General features: G+C 62.7%; 19 protein-coding genes and 1 tRNA gene. 6 read left to right on the plus strand and 14 right to left on the minus strand.

The window, feature by feature from the left end; translation table 11 throughout:
* Positions 1-28 precede the first annotated feature (28 nt).
* The 3 genes from ACV22W_RS29830 to ACV22W_RS29840 form a co-directional block, all read right to left on the minus strand.
* A complete protein-coding gene (locus tag ACV22W_RS29830) occupies positions 29-1,648 on the minus strand; it encodes an acyl-CoA synthetase (RefSeq protein ID WP_448023005.1) in 1,620 nt (539 codons plus the stop codon).
* 378 nt (positions 1,649-2,026) lie between these two features.
* Positions 2,027-2,719, minus strand: a complete 693-nt coding sequence (locus ACV22W_RS29835; protein ID WP_448023006.1) for a peptidoglycan DD-metalloendopeptidase family protein — start codon at positions 2,717-2,719, stop codon at positions 2,027-2,029.
* Between the two features lie 137 nt (positions 2,720-2,856).
* Entirely contained in the window at positions 2,857-3,768 is a 912-nt protein-coding gene (locus ACV22W_RS29840; RefSeq protein ID WP_448023007.1) for an aldose epimerase family protein, read from the minus strand.
* A 485-nt stretch (positions 3,769-4,253) separates the two neighbouring features.
* Between ACV22W_RS29840 and ACV22W_RS29845 the strand changes: the two genes are divergently transcribed.
* Positions 4,254-5,084 carry an undecaprenyl-diphosphate phosphatase gene (locus tag ACV22W_RS29845; RefSeq protein ID WP_448023008.1) on the plus strand — a complete coding sequence of 277 codons (831 nt, stop codon included), beginning with the start codon at positions 4,254-4,256 and terminating at the stop codon, positions 5,082-5,084.
* A gap of 184 nt (positions 5,085-5,268) precedes the next feature.
* A tRNA-Arg gene (locus ACV22W_RS29850) sits at positions 5,269-5,345 on the plus strand.
* 1,289 nt (positions 5,346-6,634) lie between these two features.
* Here ACV22W_RS29850 and ACV22W_RS29855 read toward each other — a convergent pair.
* The 9 genes from ACV22W_RS29855 to ACV22W_RS29895 all read right to left on the minus strand — a co-directional run bounded on the left by ACV22W_RS29855 (position 6,635) and on the right by ACV22W_RS29895 (position 15,558).
* Entirely contained in the window at positions 6,635-7,096 is a 462-nt protein-coding gene (locus ACV22W_RS29855) for a hypothetical protein (RefSeq protein WP_448023009.1), read from the minus strand.
* Positions 7,097-7,172: 76 nt separating this feature from the next.
* Positions 7,173-7,601, minus strand: a complete 429-nt coding sequence (locus ACV22W_RS29860; RefSeq protein ID WP_448023010.1) for a single-stranded DNA-binding protein — start codon at positions 7,599-7,601, stop codon at positions 7,173-7,175.
* 198 nt (positions 7,602-7,799) lie between these two features.
* Positions 7,800-9,779, minus strand: a complete 1,980-nt coding sequence (locus ACV22W_RS29865) for an AAA family ATPase (RefSeq protein WP_448023011.1) — start codon at positions 9,777-9,779, stop codon at positions 7,800-7,802.
* Complete coding sequence (locus tag ACV22W_RS29870; RefSeq protein WP_448023012.1) at positions 9,776-10,219, minus strand: helix-turn-helix domain-containing protein; 444 nt, start codon at positions 10,217-10,219, stop codon at positions 9,776-9,778. The genes ACV22W_RS29865 and ACV22W_RS29870 overlap by 4 nt, the downstream gene beginning before the upstream one ends.
* Positions 10,220-10,438: a helix-turn-helix domain-containing protein gene (locus tag ACV22W_RS29875; RefSeq protein ID WP_333985489.1), complete on the minus strand. Its 219-nt coding sequence runs from the start codon at positions 10,436-10,438 to the stop codon at positions 10,220-10,222.
* Positions 10,439-10,578: 140 nt separating this feature from the next.
* Positions 10,579-12,009: a hypothetical protein gene (locus ACV22W_RS29880; RefSeq protein ID WP_448023013.1), complete on the minus strand. Its 1,431-nt coding sequence runs from the start codon at positions 12,007-12,009 to the stop codon at positions 10,579-10,581.
* Between the two features lie 160 nt (positions 12,010-12,169).
* Entirely contained in the window at positions 12,170-12,637 is a 468-nt protein-coding gene (locus ACV22W_RS29885; protein ID WP_448023014.1) for a hypothetical protein, read from the minus strand.
* 418 nt (positions 12,638-13,055) lie between these two features.
* Positions 13,056-14,360, minus strand: coding sequence for a tyrosine-type recombinase/integrase (locus ACV22W_RS29890; protein WP_448023015.1), 1,305 nt, complete (start codon positions 14,358-14,360; stop codon positions 13,056-13,058).
* 241 nt (positions 14,361-14,601) lie between these two features.
* The gene (locus ACV22W_RS29895) at positions 14,602-15,558 is read right to left on the minus strand and encodes a tyrosine-type recombinase/integrase (protein WP_448023016.1); all 957 of its coding nucleotides are present in this window, start codon (positions 15,556-15,558) and stop codon (positions 14,602-14,604) included.
* A 23-nt stretch (positions 15,559-15,581) separates the two neighbouring features.
* Between ACV22W_RS29895 and ACV22W_RS29900 the strand changes: the two genes are divergently transcribed.
* The 3 genes from ACV22W_RS29900 to ACV22W_RS29910 are packed head-to-tail and all read left to right on the plus strand — an operon-like array spanning position 15,582 to position 16,788.
* Complete coding sequence (locus ACV22W_RS29900; protein WP_448023022.1) at positions 15,582-15,809, plus strand: holin; 228 nt, start codon at positions 15,582-15,584, stop codon at positions 15,807-15,809.
* Between the two features lie 2 nt (positions 15,810-15,811).
* A complete protein-coding gene (locus ACV22W_RS29905) occupies positions 15,812-16,306 on the plus strand; it encodes a glycoside hydrolase family 24 protein (RefSeq protein WP_448023017.1) in 495 nt (164 codons plus the stop codon).
* Positions 16,303-16,788: a DUF2514 family protein gene (locus tag ACV22W_RS29910; RefSeq protein WP_448023018.1), complete on the plus strand. Its 486-nt coding sequence runs from the start codon at positions 16,303-16,305 to the stop codon at positions 16,786-16,788. The genes ACV22W_RS29905 and ACV22W_RS29910 overlap by 4 nt, the downstream gene beginning before the upstream one ends.
* A 1-nt stretch (position 16,789) precedes the next feature.
* Here the strand turns inward: ACV22W_RS29910 and ACV22W_RS29915 are convergent, their stop codons facing one another.
* Entirely contained in the window at positions 16,790-17,416 is a 627-nt protein-coding gene (locus ACV22W_RS29915; protein ID WP_448023019.1) for a hypothetical protein, read from the minus strand.
* A gap of 27 nt (positions 17,417-17,443) precedes the next feature.
* Positions 17,444-17,872: a helix-turn-helix domain-containing protein gene (locus tag ACV22W_RS29920; RefSeq protein WP_448023020.1), complete on the minus strand. Its 429-nt coding sequence runs from the start codon at positions 17,870-17,872 to the stop codon at positions 17,444-17,446.
* 497 nt (positions 17,873-18,369) lie between these two features.
* Between ACV22W_RS29920 and ACV22W_RS29925 the strand changes: the two genes are divergently transcribed.
* Positions 18,370-19,462, plus strand: a 1,093-nt coding sequence (locus ACV22W_RS29925) for an ESPR-type extended signal peptide-containing protein (protein WP_448023021.1), incomplete at its 3' end; no start/stop codon positions are given.

Below are 19,462 nucleotides of genomic sequence, written 5' to 3' on the forward strand. Positions count from 1 at the left end.
CTGTCCGGCGCGGCGGCGCGCGCCCGGTTCACGCGTCGCGCAGCGCGCGGCGCACGATCTTGCCGGTTGCCGTCATCGGCAGGCCGTCGACGAATGCAATCGCGCGCGGGTACTCGTGCGCGGCCAGGCGCGTGCGCACGTGGGCCTGCAGCGCCTGCACGAGCGCGTCGTCGCCGACATGACCGGGATTCAGCACGACGAACGCCTTGACGATTTCAGTGCGCGTCGGGTCGGGCACGCCGACGACGGCCGCCATCCGCACCGCCGGGTGCGTGAGCAGGCAGTCCTCGATCGGCCCCGGGCCGATCCGGTAGCCGGCGCTCGTGATCACGTCGTCGTCGCGGCCGACGAAGCGCACGAAGCCGTCGCCGTCGATGATGCCGGTGTCGCCGGTGAGGAGGTAGTCGCCCGCGAACTTGTCGCGCGTCGCGGCGGGATTGCGCCAGTATTCGAGGAACATCACCGGGTCCGGGCGGCGCACCGCGATGCGCCCCTCGACGCCGGGCGGTAGCGGCCTGCCTTGCTCGTCGACGATCGCCACTGCGTGTCCGGGCACGGCCTTGCCGATGGCACCGGGCTGCGCATCGAACAGCGCCGCACACGACGACAGCACCATGTTGCATTCGGTCTGTCCGTAGAACTCATTGATCGTCACGCCGAGCGCGTCGCGTCCCCAGGCCGTCAACTCGGTGCCGAGCGATTCTCCGCCGCTCGCGACCGATTTCAGCGCCAGCACGTGGCGCTCGCGCGGCGCGGGTACTGCGCGCATCAGCTTGAGCGCGGTCGGCGGCAGGAATGCGTGGGTCACGCCATGCCGCGCCATCAGCGCGAACGCGGCTTCGCCGTCGAACTTCTCGAAGCGGCGCGCAAGCACGGGCACGCCGTGGTGCCATGATGGCAGCAGCACGTCGAGGAGCCCGCCGATCCATGCCCAGTCGGCCGGTGTCCAGAACAGGCGTGCGTCGCGCGGGAAGCATTGCTGCGACATCTCGACGCCCGGCAGGTGGCCCAGCAGCACGCGATGCGCATGGAGCGCGCCTTTCGGCTTCCCGGTCGTCCCGGACGTGTAGATGATTACCGCCGGGTCGTCGGCGGCGGTGTCCGCCGGCACGAAATCCGGCGATTCGGCGGCGAGTGTGGCGTCGAAGGGCAGCACGCCGGGCGCATCGGGCACATCGTCGCCGATGCAGTAGCATGTGCGCAGCGCGGGCAGCCGCGCGCGCAGCGGCGCGATCTTCGCGTAACCGGCCGCGTCGGTAACGAGCGCGGCGGCTTCGCTGTTCGCCAGCCGGTATTCGAGCGCGTCGGCACCGAACAGCGTGAATAGCGGCACCGCGATCGCGCCGAGCTTGTACGCCGCGAGATGGGCGATCGCCGTTTCCGGACCCTGCGCGAGAAAGATCGCGATCCGGTCGCCACGTTGCAAACCCGTCCGTGCGAGGCTGTTCGCGAAACGATTAGAAATATTCCTCAGGTCGTCGAACGTGAGGCGGGACACGTCGCCTTGCGTCGTTTCGTGAATCAGCGCGAGCCGTCCGCTGCCGTCGGCCCACTTGTCGCACACGTCCACGCCGATGTTGTAGCGGGCCGGAACGTCCCACGCGAAGCGGGAGAGGAGGTTGTCGTAGCGGTCGGCGGCGGGCAGCATCGCGAGTCTCCTTGGTGTCGATCGTCGGCATCGGTCGATCGATTACATCGGCATTTCACGCGACCGAAACCACAATGGCGTCTGATGGATAGGGGAATGTGCGGACTCGTGCAACGGAGGGGCTCAGTGCACGATTCCGCTATGACGCATAAGATCATGACAAAACACTGATGTGACCATGGATTTGCTTCTGATAGCTGCGGGGTTCAGCCTGTTTGGAATCGGTGCGCTGGTGGCGTTTGCCAGCCGCGTCGATCCATTGTCCGGCCGGTTCACCGGCCGTCTGCGCAAGCGCTGACACAACCTTCCCGATGTCTCTCGCGACGACATGCGATGCATGCCGGCATCGCGTGTCGTCCTCGTTCTGCGGTGGCGAGCTCAGCGCGCCGGCAGGTAGCGTGCCGGATCGATCGAGCGGCCGCCGTAGCGCAGTTCGAAATGCAGCGCGACGCGATCGCTGTCGCTGCTGCCCATCTCCGCGATCGTCTGCCCCTGCGCGACCGACTGGCCTTCCTTCACGAGCAGCGCACGGTTGTGCGCGTAGGCCGTCAGGTAATCGGCATTGTGCTTGAGAATGATCAGGTTGCCGTAGCCGCGCAACCCGTTGCCCGCATAGACGACGGTGCCCGGCGCGGCGGCCAGCACCGGGGTGCCCGTGGCGTTCGCGATATCGATGCCCTTCGATTTCGAGCCGTCGAAGCTGCGCACGACGTTGCCGGCGGCCGGCCAGATCAGCGCGATGCTGGTGGCCGGCTTGACGGCCGATTCGACCGGCGCGGAAGGCGCGGGGCGGCTGCGGCCCGCACTGCCGGTGCCGGTGGTCGACGCGGTCGTCGTGCCGGGCGGCGGCGCGATGCGCAGCACCTGGCCGACCTCGATCGCGTCGGGATTCGTGATCTGGTTCCAGCGCACGATGTTCGCCATCGACGTGCGATTCTCGCGCGCGATCTTGTAGAGCGTGTCGCCGCGCTCGACGCGGTAGTAACCCGGGCCGACGGGCGCGGAGCCGCACGCGACGAGCAGCGCGGCGCAGGCGGCCGCGACGAGCCGCTTCGTTGTTGTTCCGAACATTGAACCTCGCAAAACCCTGCCGCGCGCGACGCGGCAGGCGATACAAAACGTCCGATTTTAACGGGTTCGACCCGAGCACCGCAGTTTCGGGCCGCTGGCGCGCCCGGCGCGCACCGGTTCGCCCGGTGTGGCCGACGTCAGCCGGCGAGCGGCAGCACGCGAATTCGCAGCGTCGCCGTTTCGGTCTCGCCCGGTGCGAGCATGCGAAGCCCCAGGCCGTTGTGGATCGCGTCCGGCAGGCCGAGCCACGGCTCGACGCAGTAGAAGTCCGATTCCGGTTTTTCCGTCCAGGTCGTGACCGCGTACCACGGGATCGAGCCCGGGACGTCGAGCGCGATCTCGATCGTGCGGCGGCGACCCGGCATCACGATGCGCACCGGCGTGGAAGGCGCGCCGTCGAGGCAGTGGAAGCGGTCGAGAATGTCCGGATCGCCGAGACTGTACGATGCTTCGCCGGGCTCGAGCGGGCTGATCGAGCCATCGGCGCGCTGCATGCAGCGGCGCGTCGGCGGTAGTTCGAGCGTGGTTTGCGCGCGCTCGCCGTGCGGCAGCGCGAAGTAGAAATGGTGGCCCGCGTAGTAGGGCAGCGGCGTGTCGCCGCGATTGGTCGTGGTGAGCGCGACGTCGAGCGTGTGGGCGTCGGCGAGCCGGTAGGTCGTCTCGAACCGGAAATCGAACGGATAGCTGTCGCGCAGCGCGTCGTTCGCATCGAGCGTCATCGACAGCGCGGCGCCGTCGGCCGACGGTTGTGCCGCGAACGGCAGGTCGCGCGCGAAACCGTGCATCGGCAGGTCGCGGACCACGCCGGCGGCATCGCGCCAGCGGCCCAGTTCGCCGTCGACGCGATGGCGGCCGAGGAACGGGAACAGCAGCGGGTTGCCGCCGCGCACGCGTGCGAGGTTGCTCCAGTCGGCTGCTTCCGGCCAGAAAATGACCGGCTCGCCGTCGACGTGCCACGACAGCAGGCGACCGCCGAATTGCGGGGCGACCCGGACGAGCGACGGGCCGGCGTGAAGTTCATGAATGTCGTGCTGCTGGAAGATCGGCATGGCGAATCGGTATGAACGGGTGGGCGGGGTGCGCGATGGCGCGCTCCATTATCGGGCCGCGACGCGGTCGGGGAAAACCCTTCTCGGGAAATCGCGAGTTTTTCAGACTGCCGACGGTCTGGATAATGCCTGTAAACCGGTGATGTTGCCGGGTCATGACACTTCGTGGAGGGGGCCATGGATCTGGCAATGGCAATGGGAATCGCACTGTTCGGCATGTTTACCGGCAGCACGGTATTGTTTTTCTATCAGCTCGGCCGCTGACGGCAATTTCTGCCGGAATCGAAAGGCCCGCCATGCAAATGGCGGGCTTTTTGCTTTCCGGGCGCTTACAAATTGCAAGCGTTTGTGTGCATTGCCGCAATAACCGGCCAAATGCCTTGGCGCAGTAATCCTGGCTGGGCATAATCGGGGCGCGTTTTTTCGGACGCGCGATGCATCGTCCGCTTTTCTACCCGATTGATCACCACTAAAAGGACCGACGCGTGAGTCTCTGGTTTCTGGTATTCCTGAGCGTCCTGCAGGGCGTCACCGAACTCTTCCCCGTCAGCAGTCTCGGCCACACGCTGCTCGTGCCCGCGCTGTTCGGCATGCACATCGACAAGCACGCGCCGCAGTTGCTGCCGTTCCTCGTCGCGCTGCACCTCGGCACCGCGCTCGCGCTGCTGTGGTATTTCCGGGCGCGCTGGATCGCGCTGATCAGCGGCTTCTTCGCGCAGCTCGGCGGCCGCAAGAACGACGACGGGCACCTGATGTGGGCGCTGATCATCGGCACGATCCCGACAGGGATCGTCGGTCTGCTGCTCGAGAAGCGCATCGAGCGCGTGTTCCACGACCTGCGGATCGTCGCGATCGCGCTGATCATCAACGGCGTGCTGCTGTGGGTCGGCGATCGGATCCAGCGCAGCCGTGCGCACCAGCCGCCCGAGAAGATGACGTTCAAGCAGGCGTTCTTCGTGGGCCTCGCGCAGATCGGCGCGCTGATTCCGGGTTTCTCGCGCAGCGGGCTGACGATGATCGCCGGTAACGCGGCCGGGCTGACGGCGGAGAAGGCGGCGGAGTTTTCGTTCCTGCTCGGCACACCGATCATTTTCGCGGCGGGCGTGCTCGAACTGCCGAAGCTGTTCCATGCGCGCGACCAGCTCGCGGATGCGCTGCTCGGTGGCGTGCTGACGGCGATTGCCGCTTATCTGAGCGTGCGGTTCTTGATGCGCTATTTCGAAGGGCGCGGGCGGCTGGCTTCGTTCGGCTTGTATTGCGTGATTGCCGGGGTGTTTTGCCTTGGGTGGTTCATGCTGCATCCGCAGCCGGTTTGAGGGTGGCGGCGCCGGTCGCGCGTCGCACATGATATGACGCGATGATCGGGTATAATTTCGGGCTCGGCTTCATGCCGGGCCCGTTTCGTTTTCGCGGCTTTGAGTCCGGTTTGTGCCGTACCGTGCTCGAGGTCTTTCGCGTCGAATGCGGCCCGGGTCGTGTGGCCGTGTCTTTTCCCCTCGACCGCCCTTAGCTCAGTTGGATAGAGCAACGGCCTTCTAAGCCGTAGGTCACACGTTCGAATCGTGTAGGGCGGGCCAGTAAAATCAAGCACTTAGCTGTAGTTCTCTCCAGTCTCGACCGTCATGTTCGCTCTCGTGTAACCGTGGTGTAACCGGATTTCGTCAATCGCGACTCCCCGCGTCACTGCAATCGTGTGCTCGAAAGGTCGGAGAGGTCGCGCCGCCTGCATGACTCTTCTCTAACGTCGGAGAGGTCAGCCCGGCTACCGACGCAACTCGCCCGCCATCGGCTACCATCCGCGTAAAAGACGAACGAAGCAAGGGGACCGATATGGGTGGCTGGACTCGTATTTGGGTGGTGCTCACAATTCTGGTGAGCGTACTGGCGGGTTGGATTTACGCCGATAGCGTCCGCTATGCTGAGCGACGAGCCAAAACCGATTACGAGAACGCGCTCAGCTTCTACGACAGCTGCCGGCGCGATTCAAGCGCTTCGAAGTCTGCACCACCGGGTAGTTCATCGTTCGGCGAATACATCGAGCAGCAGTCTGCACAGACCGGGCTACCGCCTGTCCCGGCTGCATCCGCAACAAGCGCGAGGCAGGTTGACCCGTTTGCTGGACTCTGCGCAGGTACCGATGGGCCTCGAGAGCAGTTTGCTCAGCGGGAGGCTCAGAAGACGGGCGACTCGATAGCGGCGGCAAAGGATGCCGCGCTAGCTGCGTCAGTTTCGATTGTTGGATGGGTAAGTGGGACAGTGGGAACCCTCTTCCTCGCGGTCGGCTGGATCCGCCGCGGATTCCGCAAGAAAAGGCCAGGGTAGGGCTCTCGCAGCCCCGATGTTGAACCCTTCCTCGCTCGCTTCTTGCGTCGCGCATTCGGGTAAAGGCGGGTAGCTTCCCGTATCGGGCCGTAACTTCGGAGCCGGACAGCACCTATGGGCGCTCCCACGGTATCGACCGGTTTTTTACCAATAACTTATCGTGGTCATGCGCCTCGCGCGCGCACGCGCGTATTGGTCCGAAAACTCGTGGCCTTTTTATGGACTCGGAAAATTCCCCTCTCGCGCACGCGTATCTGTCCGAGAATGATTCCGTTCCGCTGTGCCAACCAATTGATGCTGAAAGCTTTTTGCAGGCTAACTCTATCCGGCGTTTGATTTCCTTTGATATTTTTTCAAAGCATCGAACCAGAGTTCAGCGTTTGCTGTTGTCCCGCTACCCTGAGCGAAGGGGGCGCCGCTGTTTGGCTGTTTTTTGGCTGTTACCAGCCAAACGCGCCGCCTGTTTTCGCCTGTTGAAGCAGACAGCGCGCCGCCTGTTTTTGGTCTGTTCTCAGTCAAGGCAATCGGGCCATCTTCCCGCCCATTAGGCGGAGGGCAATATCGTGAAGTTGTCGGTATGGCCGCTTCGTATCAGGTTCGCGGGAGCCGATGGTGCCACCCATTGCGTTGCGCTGAATTTCGACATGACAACGCTGATGCCTGTCGTGTTGTTGATAGCCCTTATATTCCCGGACCAATATGCCGATGCAGCCGAAGTCGTCAGAACCGTGTGCGGCGTTGCGTCCTGTACCAGCGAAACCAGAGCAATGTCGAAAAACGGTGTCGATGCCGGGAAATTCACGAAGACGAGAGATCCGCTGCCTTGACCCGTCAAGGCTCCATCGAAGCGTCCGGTCTTGCCGAGCAAATCGCTGAAGCTGACCGGTGCGCCGCTCTTGCCGGCCAGCGCGAGCACCCATGAATCGAGCAGCGAGAGCGGCAAGGTGCGGCCAAGTTCGGCTGCGATTTGCGACATGGACAGCGGTGGCGATGCGGGGAGCGTCATCAGAGTTCTCCTTACTATCGTGTAAGCGCGAAAAGCGCTCAGGGTTTCACTATTTCTCTCTACTTTAGAGGCGGTGTTACAGGTCATCCTGCATGTCGCCAGGCCCGTTGCCATACATCCGCTTCGCCTGTTCGGCGCCGTTTGCCGGTCGGCGGCCGGTACGCTCGGTTCCGTTACCGTCGCCCTGCACGGCGGCGCGCTTGCGCTTCACGTGATAGGCGGTCAGTACCGCGTGCGCCACCATGTCGAGCGCCGGCTTTGCGTTACCGTGCTTGTCGGTCCATACCTTCGGCGTGAGGGAACCGGCCAGTGCCACGGAATCGCCGTCATTGAGCGCCAGCAGGGCAGATTGCGCATCACCCACGAACGCAATCACGTTCACGAACAGCGCTTCGCCGTCGCCCACGGCGGCGCGGACCTTGGCAGTCACAAACTGCGTGCCGCTCTGACCCGTCCGGCTTGCCGCTGTCCCGTAAAGCTTCCCGCTCACCAGGCCATCAATCATCTTTCACCTCCAGTAGGCAGCTATCGCCGCCCGAGTTGCCGATACATGTCCACGCTAGCGCGGATCCTTCGCGGTTCTGATTCCCGAAATGTCCCGTTTTGTCCCGTTTCGGGAGTTTCTGGGTCCCGTTTTCTCCCGCTCCGTATATATAGATACGGGCGGGAACGGGACGGACTCCGGGATGGGCGGGAAGGTGGGTTACTTGCGCCATAGCCAGCCGTCCTTGGAGCCATAGACTCCGTTTGCGACAAGGCCGGTTACGGCAGCCCTGGCACGCTCGTTACGCTTTCGTGGCTCGCAGGTCAGGCTTGACGCCACCAACCGGACAGCCGCCTCAATTTCGATGCAAGGGTGCGTCGGTGGCGCGTCGCCTTTACCGAAGTCCTGGGACTGGCGCAGAGGTTCGGCGAGGGCGTCTAATGCGATGCGCTGGTTGCCACCTTGCGGAAGCTTCACGCGCGCTACCTCCTTGGTGCTCTCGTCGGGCTCGACAACGCACGAGGTAACCGGTTCGCCGTGCTCGTCGTCACCCAGCTCAACCACGCGTAGAGCGAACGCATTGCGCCCACCGTCGGCGTCGTCCTTGCTCTTGGCGACGCTCCATTCCCTGCGGGCATCGGTGCGTGAAACCTCAATGGCTGCGTCGAGCGCGGCGTACAGGCTGCTATGACCGCGGAGCCCCTTCGTGCCATCCTTGCCGGTGTGATGGACGAGCAACACCACGCCGCCAAGCCGGCGCTGCGCCTCCTTGCACGCTTCGATGAGGTGGCCCATGTCGACACTCGAATTCTCGTCCGTGCCAGGGGCTGCACGATTCAACGTGTCAATGACCAGCAATCCATCGCGGCCGCCGGCGGCCAAGACAGCCGCGCATAGGTCGGCAACGTCTTCAGGCTGGCGCAAGTCGAGCGGCTGGGTGACGAAGTTCAAGCGGTCCGGCAGTGGCATTCCGCGATGCGCGTTCCATGCGCGTGCCCGCTTGCTTAGGCCCGCCTCGCCCTCGAGACATACGTAGGTCACGGGACCCGCATGTGCGCGCCGCCCGAACCATTCGGTGCCCGCTGCGATGGCGGTGCAGAGGTCGAGCACTAGGAATGATTTGCCGGAGCCAGAAGGCCCGTACACGGCAGCGAACCCGGAGGCGGGCAATACGCCCTGAACCATCCAGCGAAGAGGCGGCGCAGTGAGCAGGTCGTCGGCCGATTGGAGCCGATACCGCATCGGCGGTGTCTTGGCGGCGCGGAGAAGATCCGCCAGTGCGTCGATGCCGTGCTCGGCCTCGTAGTCGTTCGCGTCATAGTTCGCCGGCTTGTCGGAGGGCATTTCGACCCACGCGCCTGTAAGTTCGCGTGCGATGGCTTCGGCGTCCGCCTCTTTGCCGCGGTCCGGCACGATGACGATGCGCGCCGCCGGAAACCGCTTGTGCAGCACCTTCGCGATGGGGCGAGTGCGGCCAGAGCCGAACGTGACCGCGGCGGCGGCGTGATAGTCCGCCTTGGCGCATGCCCACGCCTGCCCGATGCCCTCGCATACGTATAGCGTTCCATCCGGTGTAATGTCGCCGACCATGAACAAGCCATCGTTGAACGACGCGCCTGGTGCGTTGAGCTTCTTCCCGGCACCCGGCGGCGGAACGAATTGGACCGTGCAGAGCATGCCGTCGAACGAGCGAACCGGCACCGCCAGCCAGCCGGCGACGCGCTGGCCGCCTATGGTGAGCGTGTCGTCTTTCGGTACCACGTGTAGGCCGTCCGGCGTGCCGCGTTTCGCAACGATGTAGGGATGGTCGGCGCTTGCGGCCGGATAGCTGTCAAACGTTGCGGCCAGGTCGGTGCGCGGCTTCCGGGGCGTGTCGACGTTCGACGGCTTCGCGACCGGTACGCGCGCCGCCGGCGTGACGTTGCGCGGGTGCATATCACGCCAGCCGGCATCCATCGCCATTCTGAACAGCGTTGCCGGACCAATACCGCCATCCTGCTTAAAGCTCTTCCAGGCGGACTTTGCGTCACGTTCGCCAGCGAAATTGGCGCCGGTCGCCGACCACTCGAGGAAATCAGCCTCGGACAGGCCGGCTGCCTTCGCTGCCATGCCGGCGCTCACCCACTCACTGCGCGGGCACCCGGCATCGAGCGAGAACAGGGCGTCACGTGCGCGCGCGGCGTCGTGACCATTCATCATGCGGCACCTCGCATGTCACGCCGTGCATTGATGCGAGCGGCCAGGGCTTTCACCTCGTCGGCATTCGCACGTCGCTTGCTGACGGCGGCTTGCACCCGGTCAATCCATCCACGTGCGCCACCAGCAAACGCAGCCTCACGGGATTCGTCACTGAGCCAGTAGCGCGTTACCCACGAGATGCGGCCGTCGCTCGTGCCGTCTGCAATTTCGCGGCGCTCGATGGTCCACCCGTATTTGCCTTCCAGGTAGTGCACCCATGCGGCAGCTCTCGTTGTCGATTGGCGAAACACGGCCTCCATACCGGTCAGTGCATTGCCCTCAAGCAGTTCAGCCAGAAACGACGCTGTGACGGTATTGACGCGTGTAGGCAGGGCTCCGTTAGAATTGCGATGTTCGTTCGCGCTCGTCGGCTTCGGTAGGCGGGCGTTTTTCTTGTCCATTTACGCCACCTCGCCGCTCAGCAATGCTTGGATGTCTGAGACACGCCAAGCGAGGCGCCCGTTGATACGGACAGGGCGGAGTGGGCCATTTTCGAGGCAGGCCCACTTGCGAAGGGTCTGTGGCTTGCGGTTCAGCGCTGCGGCTGCTTCGTCGGTCGGTAGAACTGCCTCGATATGGCGCGCGGTGAGGCTGGTGGGAGTGCTATGGATGGTGGTCATATCAACGTCCAATTGCTAGCCTCGCGCGGCTGGCCTTGAGACGTTGACAACGTGCCGAATTCGTTTCAACGCCCAAGGTTCCGCCGTGTTCGGCTTTATGCTTCGGCATTGATAGATTCGTATTTCGGGAGCCTCCCGAATCAACTCCCGATTTGCTCCCGATTTTCAGCCTCAGCGGCCTTCTGAAGCTCTTTACGTACATCGCTGGCATCGTGGCGCGCACGTCCAGCCTGCTTTTCCTCGCGTGACAAGGTGGCAAGTGCCCCGCGCCTTCCATCGAGCCGCCATTGGCCTGCGCCGACCCTGTTCAGTTTCCCGCCCAGCTCACGAAAACGGGCCAAGCGGCGTATTTGGCGTTGTTCGACCGTTTCGCCATCGCGGTCAGGTTGCCGCTCTGTCGGCGCGCCAGGAACGTGCCGCGCTTCACATAGCAAGTAAGACGGCACCGCAATACCCTCTCGCCGCAGCAGGCTCACCACATCGTCTCGATGTAGTTCGATGGAATCTTCGAGGATCTCCATTGCCTCGGACAGGTCGGTGGCTTCCGGCTCTACGGTTTCCGCGGCAAAGTCATCAATTGCGCGTCCGCGTCGGTAGCAAGGCAAATCTCGGTTTACCAGCCATTCATTGACCAATGCGCTCGCTGCCGACGCTTTCGTGATGGTCTCGCGAAGCACTTTCGGCCTCCGCTCATTCGTCCGGGTAAGTACCGCCAGTGCTTGCTCCGCAAACGAGGCATCCTCGTCAAGCTTCGTATTGAGCCAATATAGGGTGAATCTATCGGGGCACGCTTCGGCGTCCGCTTTTTGTGTGGCATCCATGTCGGGCTCCGGCGCGGCCTGAACATAGGCGTCAGGGTTCGCCTCGTAGCGCCGCCGCGCCGCGGTCACATCAATCTTCGTGTACGTCAACGTGTCGTACAGGCTGAGCTCGCCATCGAAGACTGCGTTCAGTAGCAAGCGCTCGTAACGCTCCATGATTAGGTCGCGCAATCGGCCGACCGCATTTAGGTATTCGCCGGTATCGCCAGCCTCCAGCAATTTCTCCCGCGCTTCATGCGGTTCCATCTCTGGCGGCACGAACGCCGATGCAATCAATACCAAGAGGGATGAGCAGGGCTGAAAGCGGCGAACGGACGGGAGACCCACGCCAACGCTGTCCGGCGTCAGCAGCGTACGAAACGAGCCGGGGACTCGGTTCGCCGTGGCCCACGCATCTAATTCAGCCACGTCGAATGACGCGCTTTGCGCATACTCGCCGACCGCCCGATAGCGGTGCTCGTGGATTTCGGCGGCGTTTTGCGCGCCTTGCTCCGGAATCGGTTCGTCCACCGCAATGCTGGACAGCTCGCATGGCATGTCCCATCGTTCGCGCTGACTCGCCCAAAACACGAAGTCGAATCGCTCGACCTTCCCATTCCGCACCGTCAGCAGGTCGTCCTTTACTTCGATGGCGCCTTGCAGCTCACGCAGGCGCTCCGCGTAGGAGGCGCGCAGATGCTCGGGGATGGGTGAGTCAGGGTCGATGTTCAGCGACAGGCAGATTGCCTGTTCGGGCGTCCAGAATTGCATACTCCGGCTCGCCCAATGAGGCCAGTTTGGCTTTGCCATCCGCACACCTTCACGTGCGAACCTTCAAATGGGGTGCCCCTGCCAGGCCGGTGAAGGTGTCCGGCTCTTCGCCCCGTCGAGCTAGGCAGGGGCAAACCACGATGCTACAGCCAACACGCCGTCAATAGCGGTCGTCGTTCGCAGCAGCTTGCACTTCGAACCGTCGCATCTGCCACCCGCGGATCTGCACCAGAGCGCGAGCCCATTGCGCCGGGGAGAGGACGCGCCAGCCTGGTTCGGGGCGGGGCCACAAGCGCTTCACGCGGAAAGCCATGATGTCCGACCAGTTGGGGTTCGCTGGATTCGCCGCATCGGATGGTGTGTATAGCGCGACATAGGCAGGCACATCGGCAAGCTGCGCCAGATGCTGTATCACTCCGGCCGGCTTCTCCTGTCCTATGTCGCGAGCCACTTCAACCAGAGCCAAGGGAACCTTGGCGCCGTTGTCGTATTCCGTGAACAGCACCGAATCGAGGTCAACCATCGTCAGCGATTCGGCTTGGGTCGCCTGCAAATATCGGCGAATCGAAGGAGCGCGGTGCCATGCGCCATATGCGCGGTCGCGCGTTTCGTATTGTTCGAGCCTCATGGTCGGCCCCTTGGCAAGTTACTGGCCGCGCGCAATGCACGCGAGAAGCATAGTCAACCGCGTATCACGGCCGCCCCGGCAGTTTTATTTCGCACAGGATGTCCGAGATTTTGATGATGTGCTGCGCTACGGCACAAAGGTCCTCGTAAAGCTTTTGAGGTCCTGCGTTGACTTCGCATTGAGGCTTCCGGTGGTTCTCGTTCGCCACAAGACGTAAAACCGGAGCGAGGGGTTGACCGGCAATTGGACGCGTACGCCGCCGGCCCTTCGCCCGGTGAACGGTTGGAAGCTGAGCGACGTCGGCGGGGCGCGACGTAGAATTGAGCTTAGCCATGATACGGACCTCCCTGATAGGTCGTGTTATGGTCAGGCGGCGCGAAGTGTTCCAGCACCCACGCCGCCGCTTTGCCTGATGCCGTCAGGCTGCGGTAATCACCTTCAGTCCGGTCGTCAGCGCCGGGGAAAACGGAATCCCAGCTTGTTCCAGGACCCACGTTTCAATCTTGTCGTGCCACACCCGTAGCAGGTCGAGCGGGCGGCGGCGGTAGTGCTTTTCGGCAAGTGCGCTGGGCTTGTGGCCCATGATTTGGGCGCTGATACCGCTGGGCATTTCGACCCATTCGCAAAGGGTGCCGAAGGAACGGCGCAGGCCGTGGATCGTCACATGAGGCAATCCGGCCGCGGCCAGCGCCTTGTTGTGTGCGATACGCGGCTCGGCCAGTTTCCCATCTGCGGCAGACGGGCTCGAGAACACCCATTCGTTGCGTCGGGGTAGCGCAGCCAGTAGGGATGCGAGATGCGGCGTTAGGGGGATGACGCGGCCCGTCTCTGTTTCTACCTTGTCGGCGATGTGAAGACTGCGCCACTGAAAATCCACGTCCTCCCAGCGGAGTCCGGCCATTTCCTCGCGTCGTGCTCCGGTCAAGAGCAGGGCTTGCAGGTAGGCGCTTATAACCGGGTTGCCAATCTGGCGCACGGCGGCGAACCATCCCGGTAGCTGCTCGCGTTGCAGACAGTCGTCTTTCGCATTGGTGCGGGGCACGGCGGCGCGCACGGCACGGGAGGTGTATGCGTTCGAGGCAATCAGCCCCGAATATTCCGGTTTGTCGTCGCACCAGCGGATGAACGCGCGCAGCTTGCGATAGCTCTGTTCGGCGTTTGTCGGGCGCGTTTGTGCCTCAGTATCGAGCCATGTCGCGATGACCTCAGCGGTCAACTGCGATAGCTTCAGCGGCATCAGTGCGGCCAGTGGCCCGGCAACGGTTTGCCCGGTTCCGCGCTTCCATGGTTCGCCGCCGACCTGGGCCAGCCTCTCATGGTCGGCGTAGTGGCGTTCGCTCCATTTGCTCCGATTCGCCGTCAGGTATTCGGCCCACGCCGCCCGCACGGTCACATCCTGCCGGCGAGCTTCTAACTGTCGTTGTTCCGCGGCGGCGCGCTGTTCGGCTGCTTCCTCTCGCGGATCCTTGCCGGCATCTACAAGGCGTTGCAGGCGGCGCGCTTCGTCCCTGGCTGCGTCAATGCCCCAATCTTTCGGGGAGCCGATGGTGACGCGCACCGTCGCGCCATTCAACTTGCCTTGGAAGATATATGAGAGGGAGCCTGCGGCCGTGGCGCGAAGGCCGAGGCCGGATGCGCCGCTATCCCAAATGAACGACTGAGGCTTGCCAGACGGACAGCTATGCCCGTTGACGCGACCCGCGGTGAAATTGACCTTTGCCATTGCCTCGCCCCTCAGAGCTGGGTTACAGAGCTTCATGTAACCGCCATGTAACCCAATTCTAGGCAAAGGAATCAACTTACGTCAACGTAAAAATACGGTGAAGTTTCCGAAAAGTCCTTGTGTATCAGTGATTTGGTGGGCTGACTGGGATGCAGGTCAACATCGGGGAATGTCAGATTGTTCGGCCTTCTAAGCCGTAGGTCACACGTTCGAATCGTGTAGGGCGGGCCAACTAAATCCCTTATGTAGCAAGGCTTTGGGTCGTTTCGCCTGATCGTGCATTTTGCTGCTGCTCCACCGAGTGTGCCCAAAACGTGACCGTGTTGGCGTGCTGCGCCAGATGGCTGGGCGCAAGGTGCGCATACTTCTGCACCATCGCGATTGTCTCCCATCCGCCCAACTCCTTCAGCACCATCAGGGGCGTGCCGCGCTGTACGTGCCAGCTCGCCCAAGTGTGCCGCAGGTCGTGCCAATTGAAGTCCAACATTCCGGCCGCCTTACATGCGCGTGCGAAGTCTCGCTTGTCAATCTGCTTGATCAACTTCGGCGGCCCGTCGCCCCGCGTGTAGTCTCGCGTAAAAACAAGATCCGTTGCGGTCCGTACGCGCCGCTCAAGGATGCCAATCGCATCTTGGTTAAGCGGCACCGACCGGGCGCGCTTCGACTTCGCCTCGGCGTGCGTGATCCACGCGTTGCGCCGGACGAGATCGATTTGAGAGACGCGCAGGCCGAACAGTTCCGACTCGCGCATGCCCGTCGCGACAGCTACGATCGCCGCATCGCGCATCCAGGGCAACCGCAACGCATTGATCATGGTTGCGATTACCTCGGGCGTTTCCCACCGTATCCGCACGTCCGGCTCCTCGAAGCGCGCCAACTTCGGTACGCGATCGATCCATTCCCACTCGACGCACAGATTCAACATGCGACGGATAGTGTTGACATACCGATTCCGTGTTCCGGCCGCCAGTGGCCGCGCAGGTTTGCCGTTGATCACCCGATGCGTCGGCAGTGCATCGAAGATTTCGTCGGCGGTGATCGTCCGAACGGTTCGACCGGCAAACTGCTCCCGCCAGTACGCGACATGTCGGAGTTTCCCGGCATAGTCGCGTTGCCCTTCGCATAACTTCAGGAATCGAACGGCAGCCTCTTCGAAAACTCTATCAGGCGTCTCCCCGAGCTTATCCTGCCGCCACAAGTCAGCCTTCAGCCTGTCGTGGTATCGCGAAGGTGTTGGTAGGTGGTGAACAGCTGACATTTCGCCTGGTAGCGGGCCGCGCGATGTTGGGCTCTGCAACTTCGATGGTGGCGGGAATCGCGCTGTTGCAGATTCCGGATCTGCCGCCGATCGCGCTGCTCGGTCTTGGCAGCGCGCTCGGCATCATCGGGTCGCAGTACCTTGAGGTGCTGTTGCGCCGGAACGCGAAGCGACTGTTCGGGGAGAAGTGACGATGGCGCGAATTACTGTTACCGCTGCCGGCGGGCGGAATCGCGTCGCGTTTCTCGACATGATTGCCGTGAGCGAGATTGGCTCCGATCTGCTGAAGAAGTCGGACGACGGCTACAACGTGCTCGTCGGCTCGACGCCGTCGCGCCCGCTGCTGTTCTCCGGCTATGCAGCGCATCCGAACGTCCTCAACCGGCAGATCCGGGTGCCATCGACGGCTGCGGGCCGATATCAGATCCTGACGCGCTGGTGGCGGATCTATCAGGCACAGATGAATCTCCCGGACTTCGGGCCGATTTCGCAGGACCGGTACGCGCTGCAGCAGCTACGCGAGCACGGCGCATTGCCGTTGATTGACGCTGGCCGGTTCCGCGAGGCGGTGGCGAAGGTGTCGAACGTATGGGCCAGCCTGCCGGGGGCCGGGTACGGTCAGCACGAAAACAAGATAGAGCATTTGCTGGCGGCATATCGTGTGGCCGGCGGGGAGGTGATCGCATGACGTGGATCGACCCGCGCATCTGGCTGCTCGTCGTCGCCGGCGTCGTCGCCGGTTCGGCGTGCGGGTATCTCAAGGGGCACCGTGATGCGGACCAGTCCGCCAAGGTCGCGGATCAGGCGAAGCAGATTGACGGCCTGAAAGCTGAGCGAGACGAGTCCAACCGCCGCGCCGCGGCTCAATCGGAGAACGCAAAAGATGCGAATCAACAACGAACCGCCGCGCTCGCGGATGCTTTTGCTGCTCGCGCTGCCGCTGGCAGCCTGCAGCAGCGCGTCGATCATCTCGTCGCAGCAGCCCGCGATCCCGCCGCTACCCCCGGAAGCCCGACAGCCGGCGACGCCCTCGATTTGCTTGCCGACGTGCTCGGACGCGCTGACCAGCGCGCGGGCGAGCTGGCGGAATATGCTGACCGGGCCCGTATCGCCGGCCAGCAGTGCGAACGGGATTACGACGCACTGATCGTGCGCGGAGCGGCAAAATAAATCATGCGACGGCGCTTGATCGAAGATCGATCGGTGCCGGCGTGATCTGGTGCAGATCGAAGATCGTTACTTCGTTGTAACCCTTGCGAAGCCAAGGAGCGGGGCAGAACAACCGGAACTGAGGCCCGACGTTCCAGTAGCGCCCGATGTTCCGGCCGTTGACCCATACGACACCTTTGATCCATTGGCGCATGTCTAGAAATGTGTCGCCTACGTCGTTGAGCATAAGGGAAGCTTTGAAGAAGAGCCCGGGACGGTGTGGATCGGTGCAGGCCGGCCGAAGTGCCTCGACGAATTCCGGATCCATCGGAAGCGAATACGTTTGCCATCCGCGTAGCTCAGATCCGTCTAGGCGCGCGGCCTCCGTAATTCCCTTGCGGTCGATCAAATCATCGCCGTAGTTCACGCGCCCCATACCTTCTACGAGCACATCGAGTACGGAAGCGCCGCGTGCGACGGCCAATCGATCGCCGTTTGGCACGACCCCCAGTCCTTCGGCCAGATAACGCGGCATTTTGGCGCGAGTCACTCCGCCGATGTACGAGCCGTTTGCGAACACGGTTGCGTAGTCGTGCACGTCTTGCAGGGTACACGAACTGAAGAGCGGCGACAGTGCGGCCGCAAGCAAGAAATTTCGTCTGTTCAAGGCTTGTTGTTACGTATTGGTCTCTCGGCCAATGCATAGGCTCCGCCGGAGCAGAACCTGTTGATGCTCACCCGCCTTGCGTATGCCTTGCATTGAATATAGCTGTCGCGACTGGCCCGGTACATCGCCGCTACTTCGACGTCCAACGCCTCGGTGGCCTGCGCCCTGACGCCGGGCGCGGGAATCCGCCACTGGCAATACCCGCTGCGCCTTTCCAGCCGGCAACTGATGATTGCTCGGGCGCCCACGCCTGTCAGACACCAATCCGGCAACGCCCGCTGCGCGATAGCGCAACACGAGGCGCTTAACTTGCCGCTCGCTCAAACTCAGCCGTTCGGCTGCCTGGTCTGGCTTGAGCCGGCACTCGGCCACCGCCTCAATGACCTTCAGCCGATCCACTTCACGCATCGTCATCGTGATCGTTCCAGTCGCGTTCATCGCCGGCGCTCCCTGTGGGGTTGTCGGCGATCAACCTACTAGCCAAAACACGACATTTCTATTTAGCGGAAACGCGACATCTGAACTTGGGGCCTGAAAAAACTCTTTCGATAATCGGCGCTTTGTCAAGCGCGCAAGTCGGAATCCGTGATGCAAATCAATGCGATTGAGCAAATTTCTGACTTGTCTGATTTATCGGTGGATGCCGATTGGTCAAAATCAGTAGCTGACCCAAGGAGCAGTCACGTCGGAGCAGATTCAGATCAATGAAGTAGCCAATGTGATATCGGCGTGCACCGGTTTTCGGCGCCCGACCGCGGCAGGCGCGCTGTCCGCCGCGTCGCCGCGTGCGTATGCGTCTTCTCGGTGACTGCGTCGGCCGGATCGTGCAAGCGCCCTGGTTCCAGCAAATTTCGTGATCGCCTGCCGGATGCTCGTTCAAGCAGCGCTGCGGTGCTGGCCCTTAAATAAACAGTAAGTTACTTGGTTTTTATATTGTGAATAGATCGTTCAAAAGTATTTGGAATGAAGCGCTTCGTGCGTGGGTGGCTATTTCGGAAAATTCGGCGTCGAGAGGAAAGCCGAATCAACTCAAGTTGGTTGTCAGCTTGACAGCCGGAATGATTGCATTGTCTGCAACCGGTGAGGTCGCCCATGCAAACTCTGCAGTTGTGGACCGGGCAGTGGCGACAGGTCTCCATGGTGCGGTTTTTGAGAACGAAGCGGAAACGACCACCAAAGACTCGCCCGATGTCGGAAGCGCTGATTTCTCTATGGCTTCGGGTTATAAGTTTAACGGCGGAGATGTCGATGCGTCGGCATCAGATAATGAAGAAGGAGCGGGGCCACGATCGACACAAATTCCTACGGGAGCCGCGGTTAGTACGGTCGCACAAACACCGACATATCAAGCCAGTGCCTTTGGTCTGCGGTCAATTTCCGCCCAAAGTGGCGCCATTGCAATCGACGAGAGGGTTGTGAAGGGCGAGGAGCCGGCTGCCTTGGATAGCTATGAGGCGGCAATGGGAGCCCGCGGACTGTTAAACAATGCGGCGAACACGTACGTAGTAGCCAATTCGGGTATGTATGTCAAGGACGAGTCGGCACAGGCAGGAAACGGTGCGACTGCCGTCGGCGCGAGCGCGAACGCGAACGGGATGTCGGCTGTCGCGATCGGTGGGGCGGCGGTCGCAACCGCGCAAAATTCGACGGCACTTGGGGCGCTTTCGGCGGCTACGAACGTCGAAGCGACTGCGGTTGGGCTGGGAGCTAGTGCTGCCGGGTATACGTCGACGGCACTGGGGAAGGGCGCGAAGGCCGAGGCCGCGAACTCGGTAGCAATCGGGGCGTACTCCACGGCCGATCGGGAGTGGTCCGTTTCGGTCGGTGCTGCGGGGAACCGCCGTCAGATCACTAATGTCGCGTCCGGTACGGAAGGCACGGATGCGGTGAACGTCGACCAGTTGCGCGCCACGGCGCAGAGCGTGGCGGCCGCGCTGGGTGGAGGCGCGAAGGTCAAGACGGACGGGACGCTGGGGGTGCCGACGTACAAGGTAGGCGGCACGGACGTGCATAGTGTGGGCGCCGCGC

The organism is Burkholderia sp. AW49-1, from assembly GCF_053427845.1.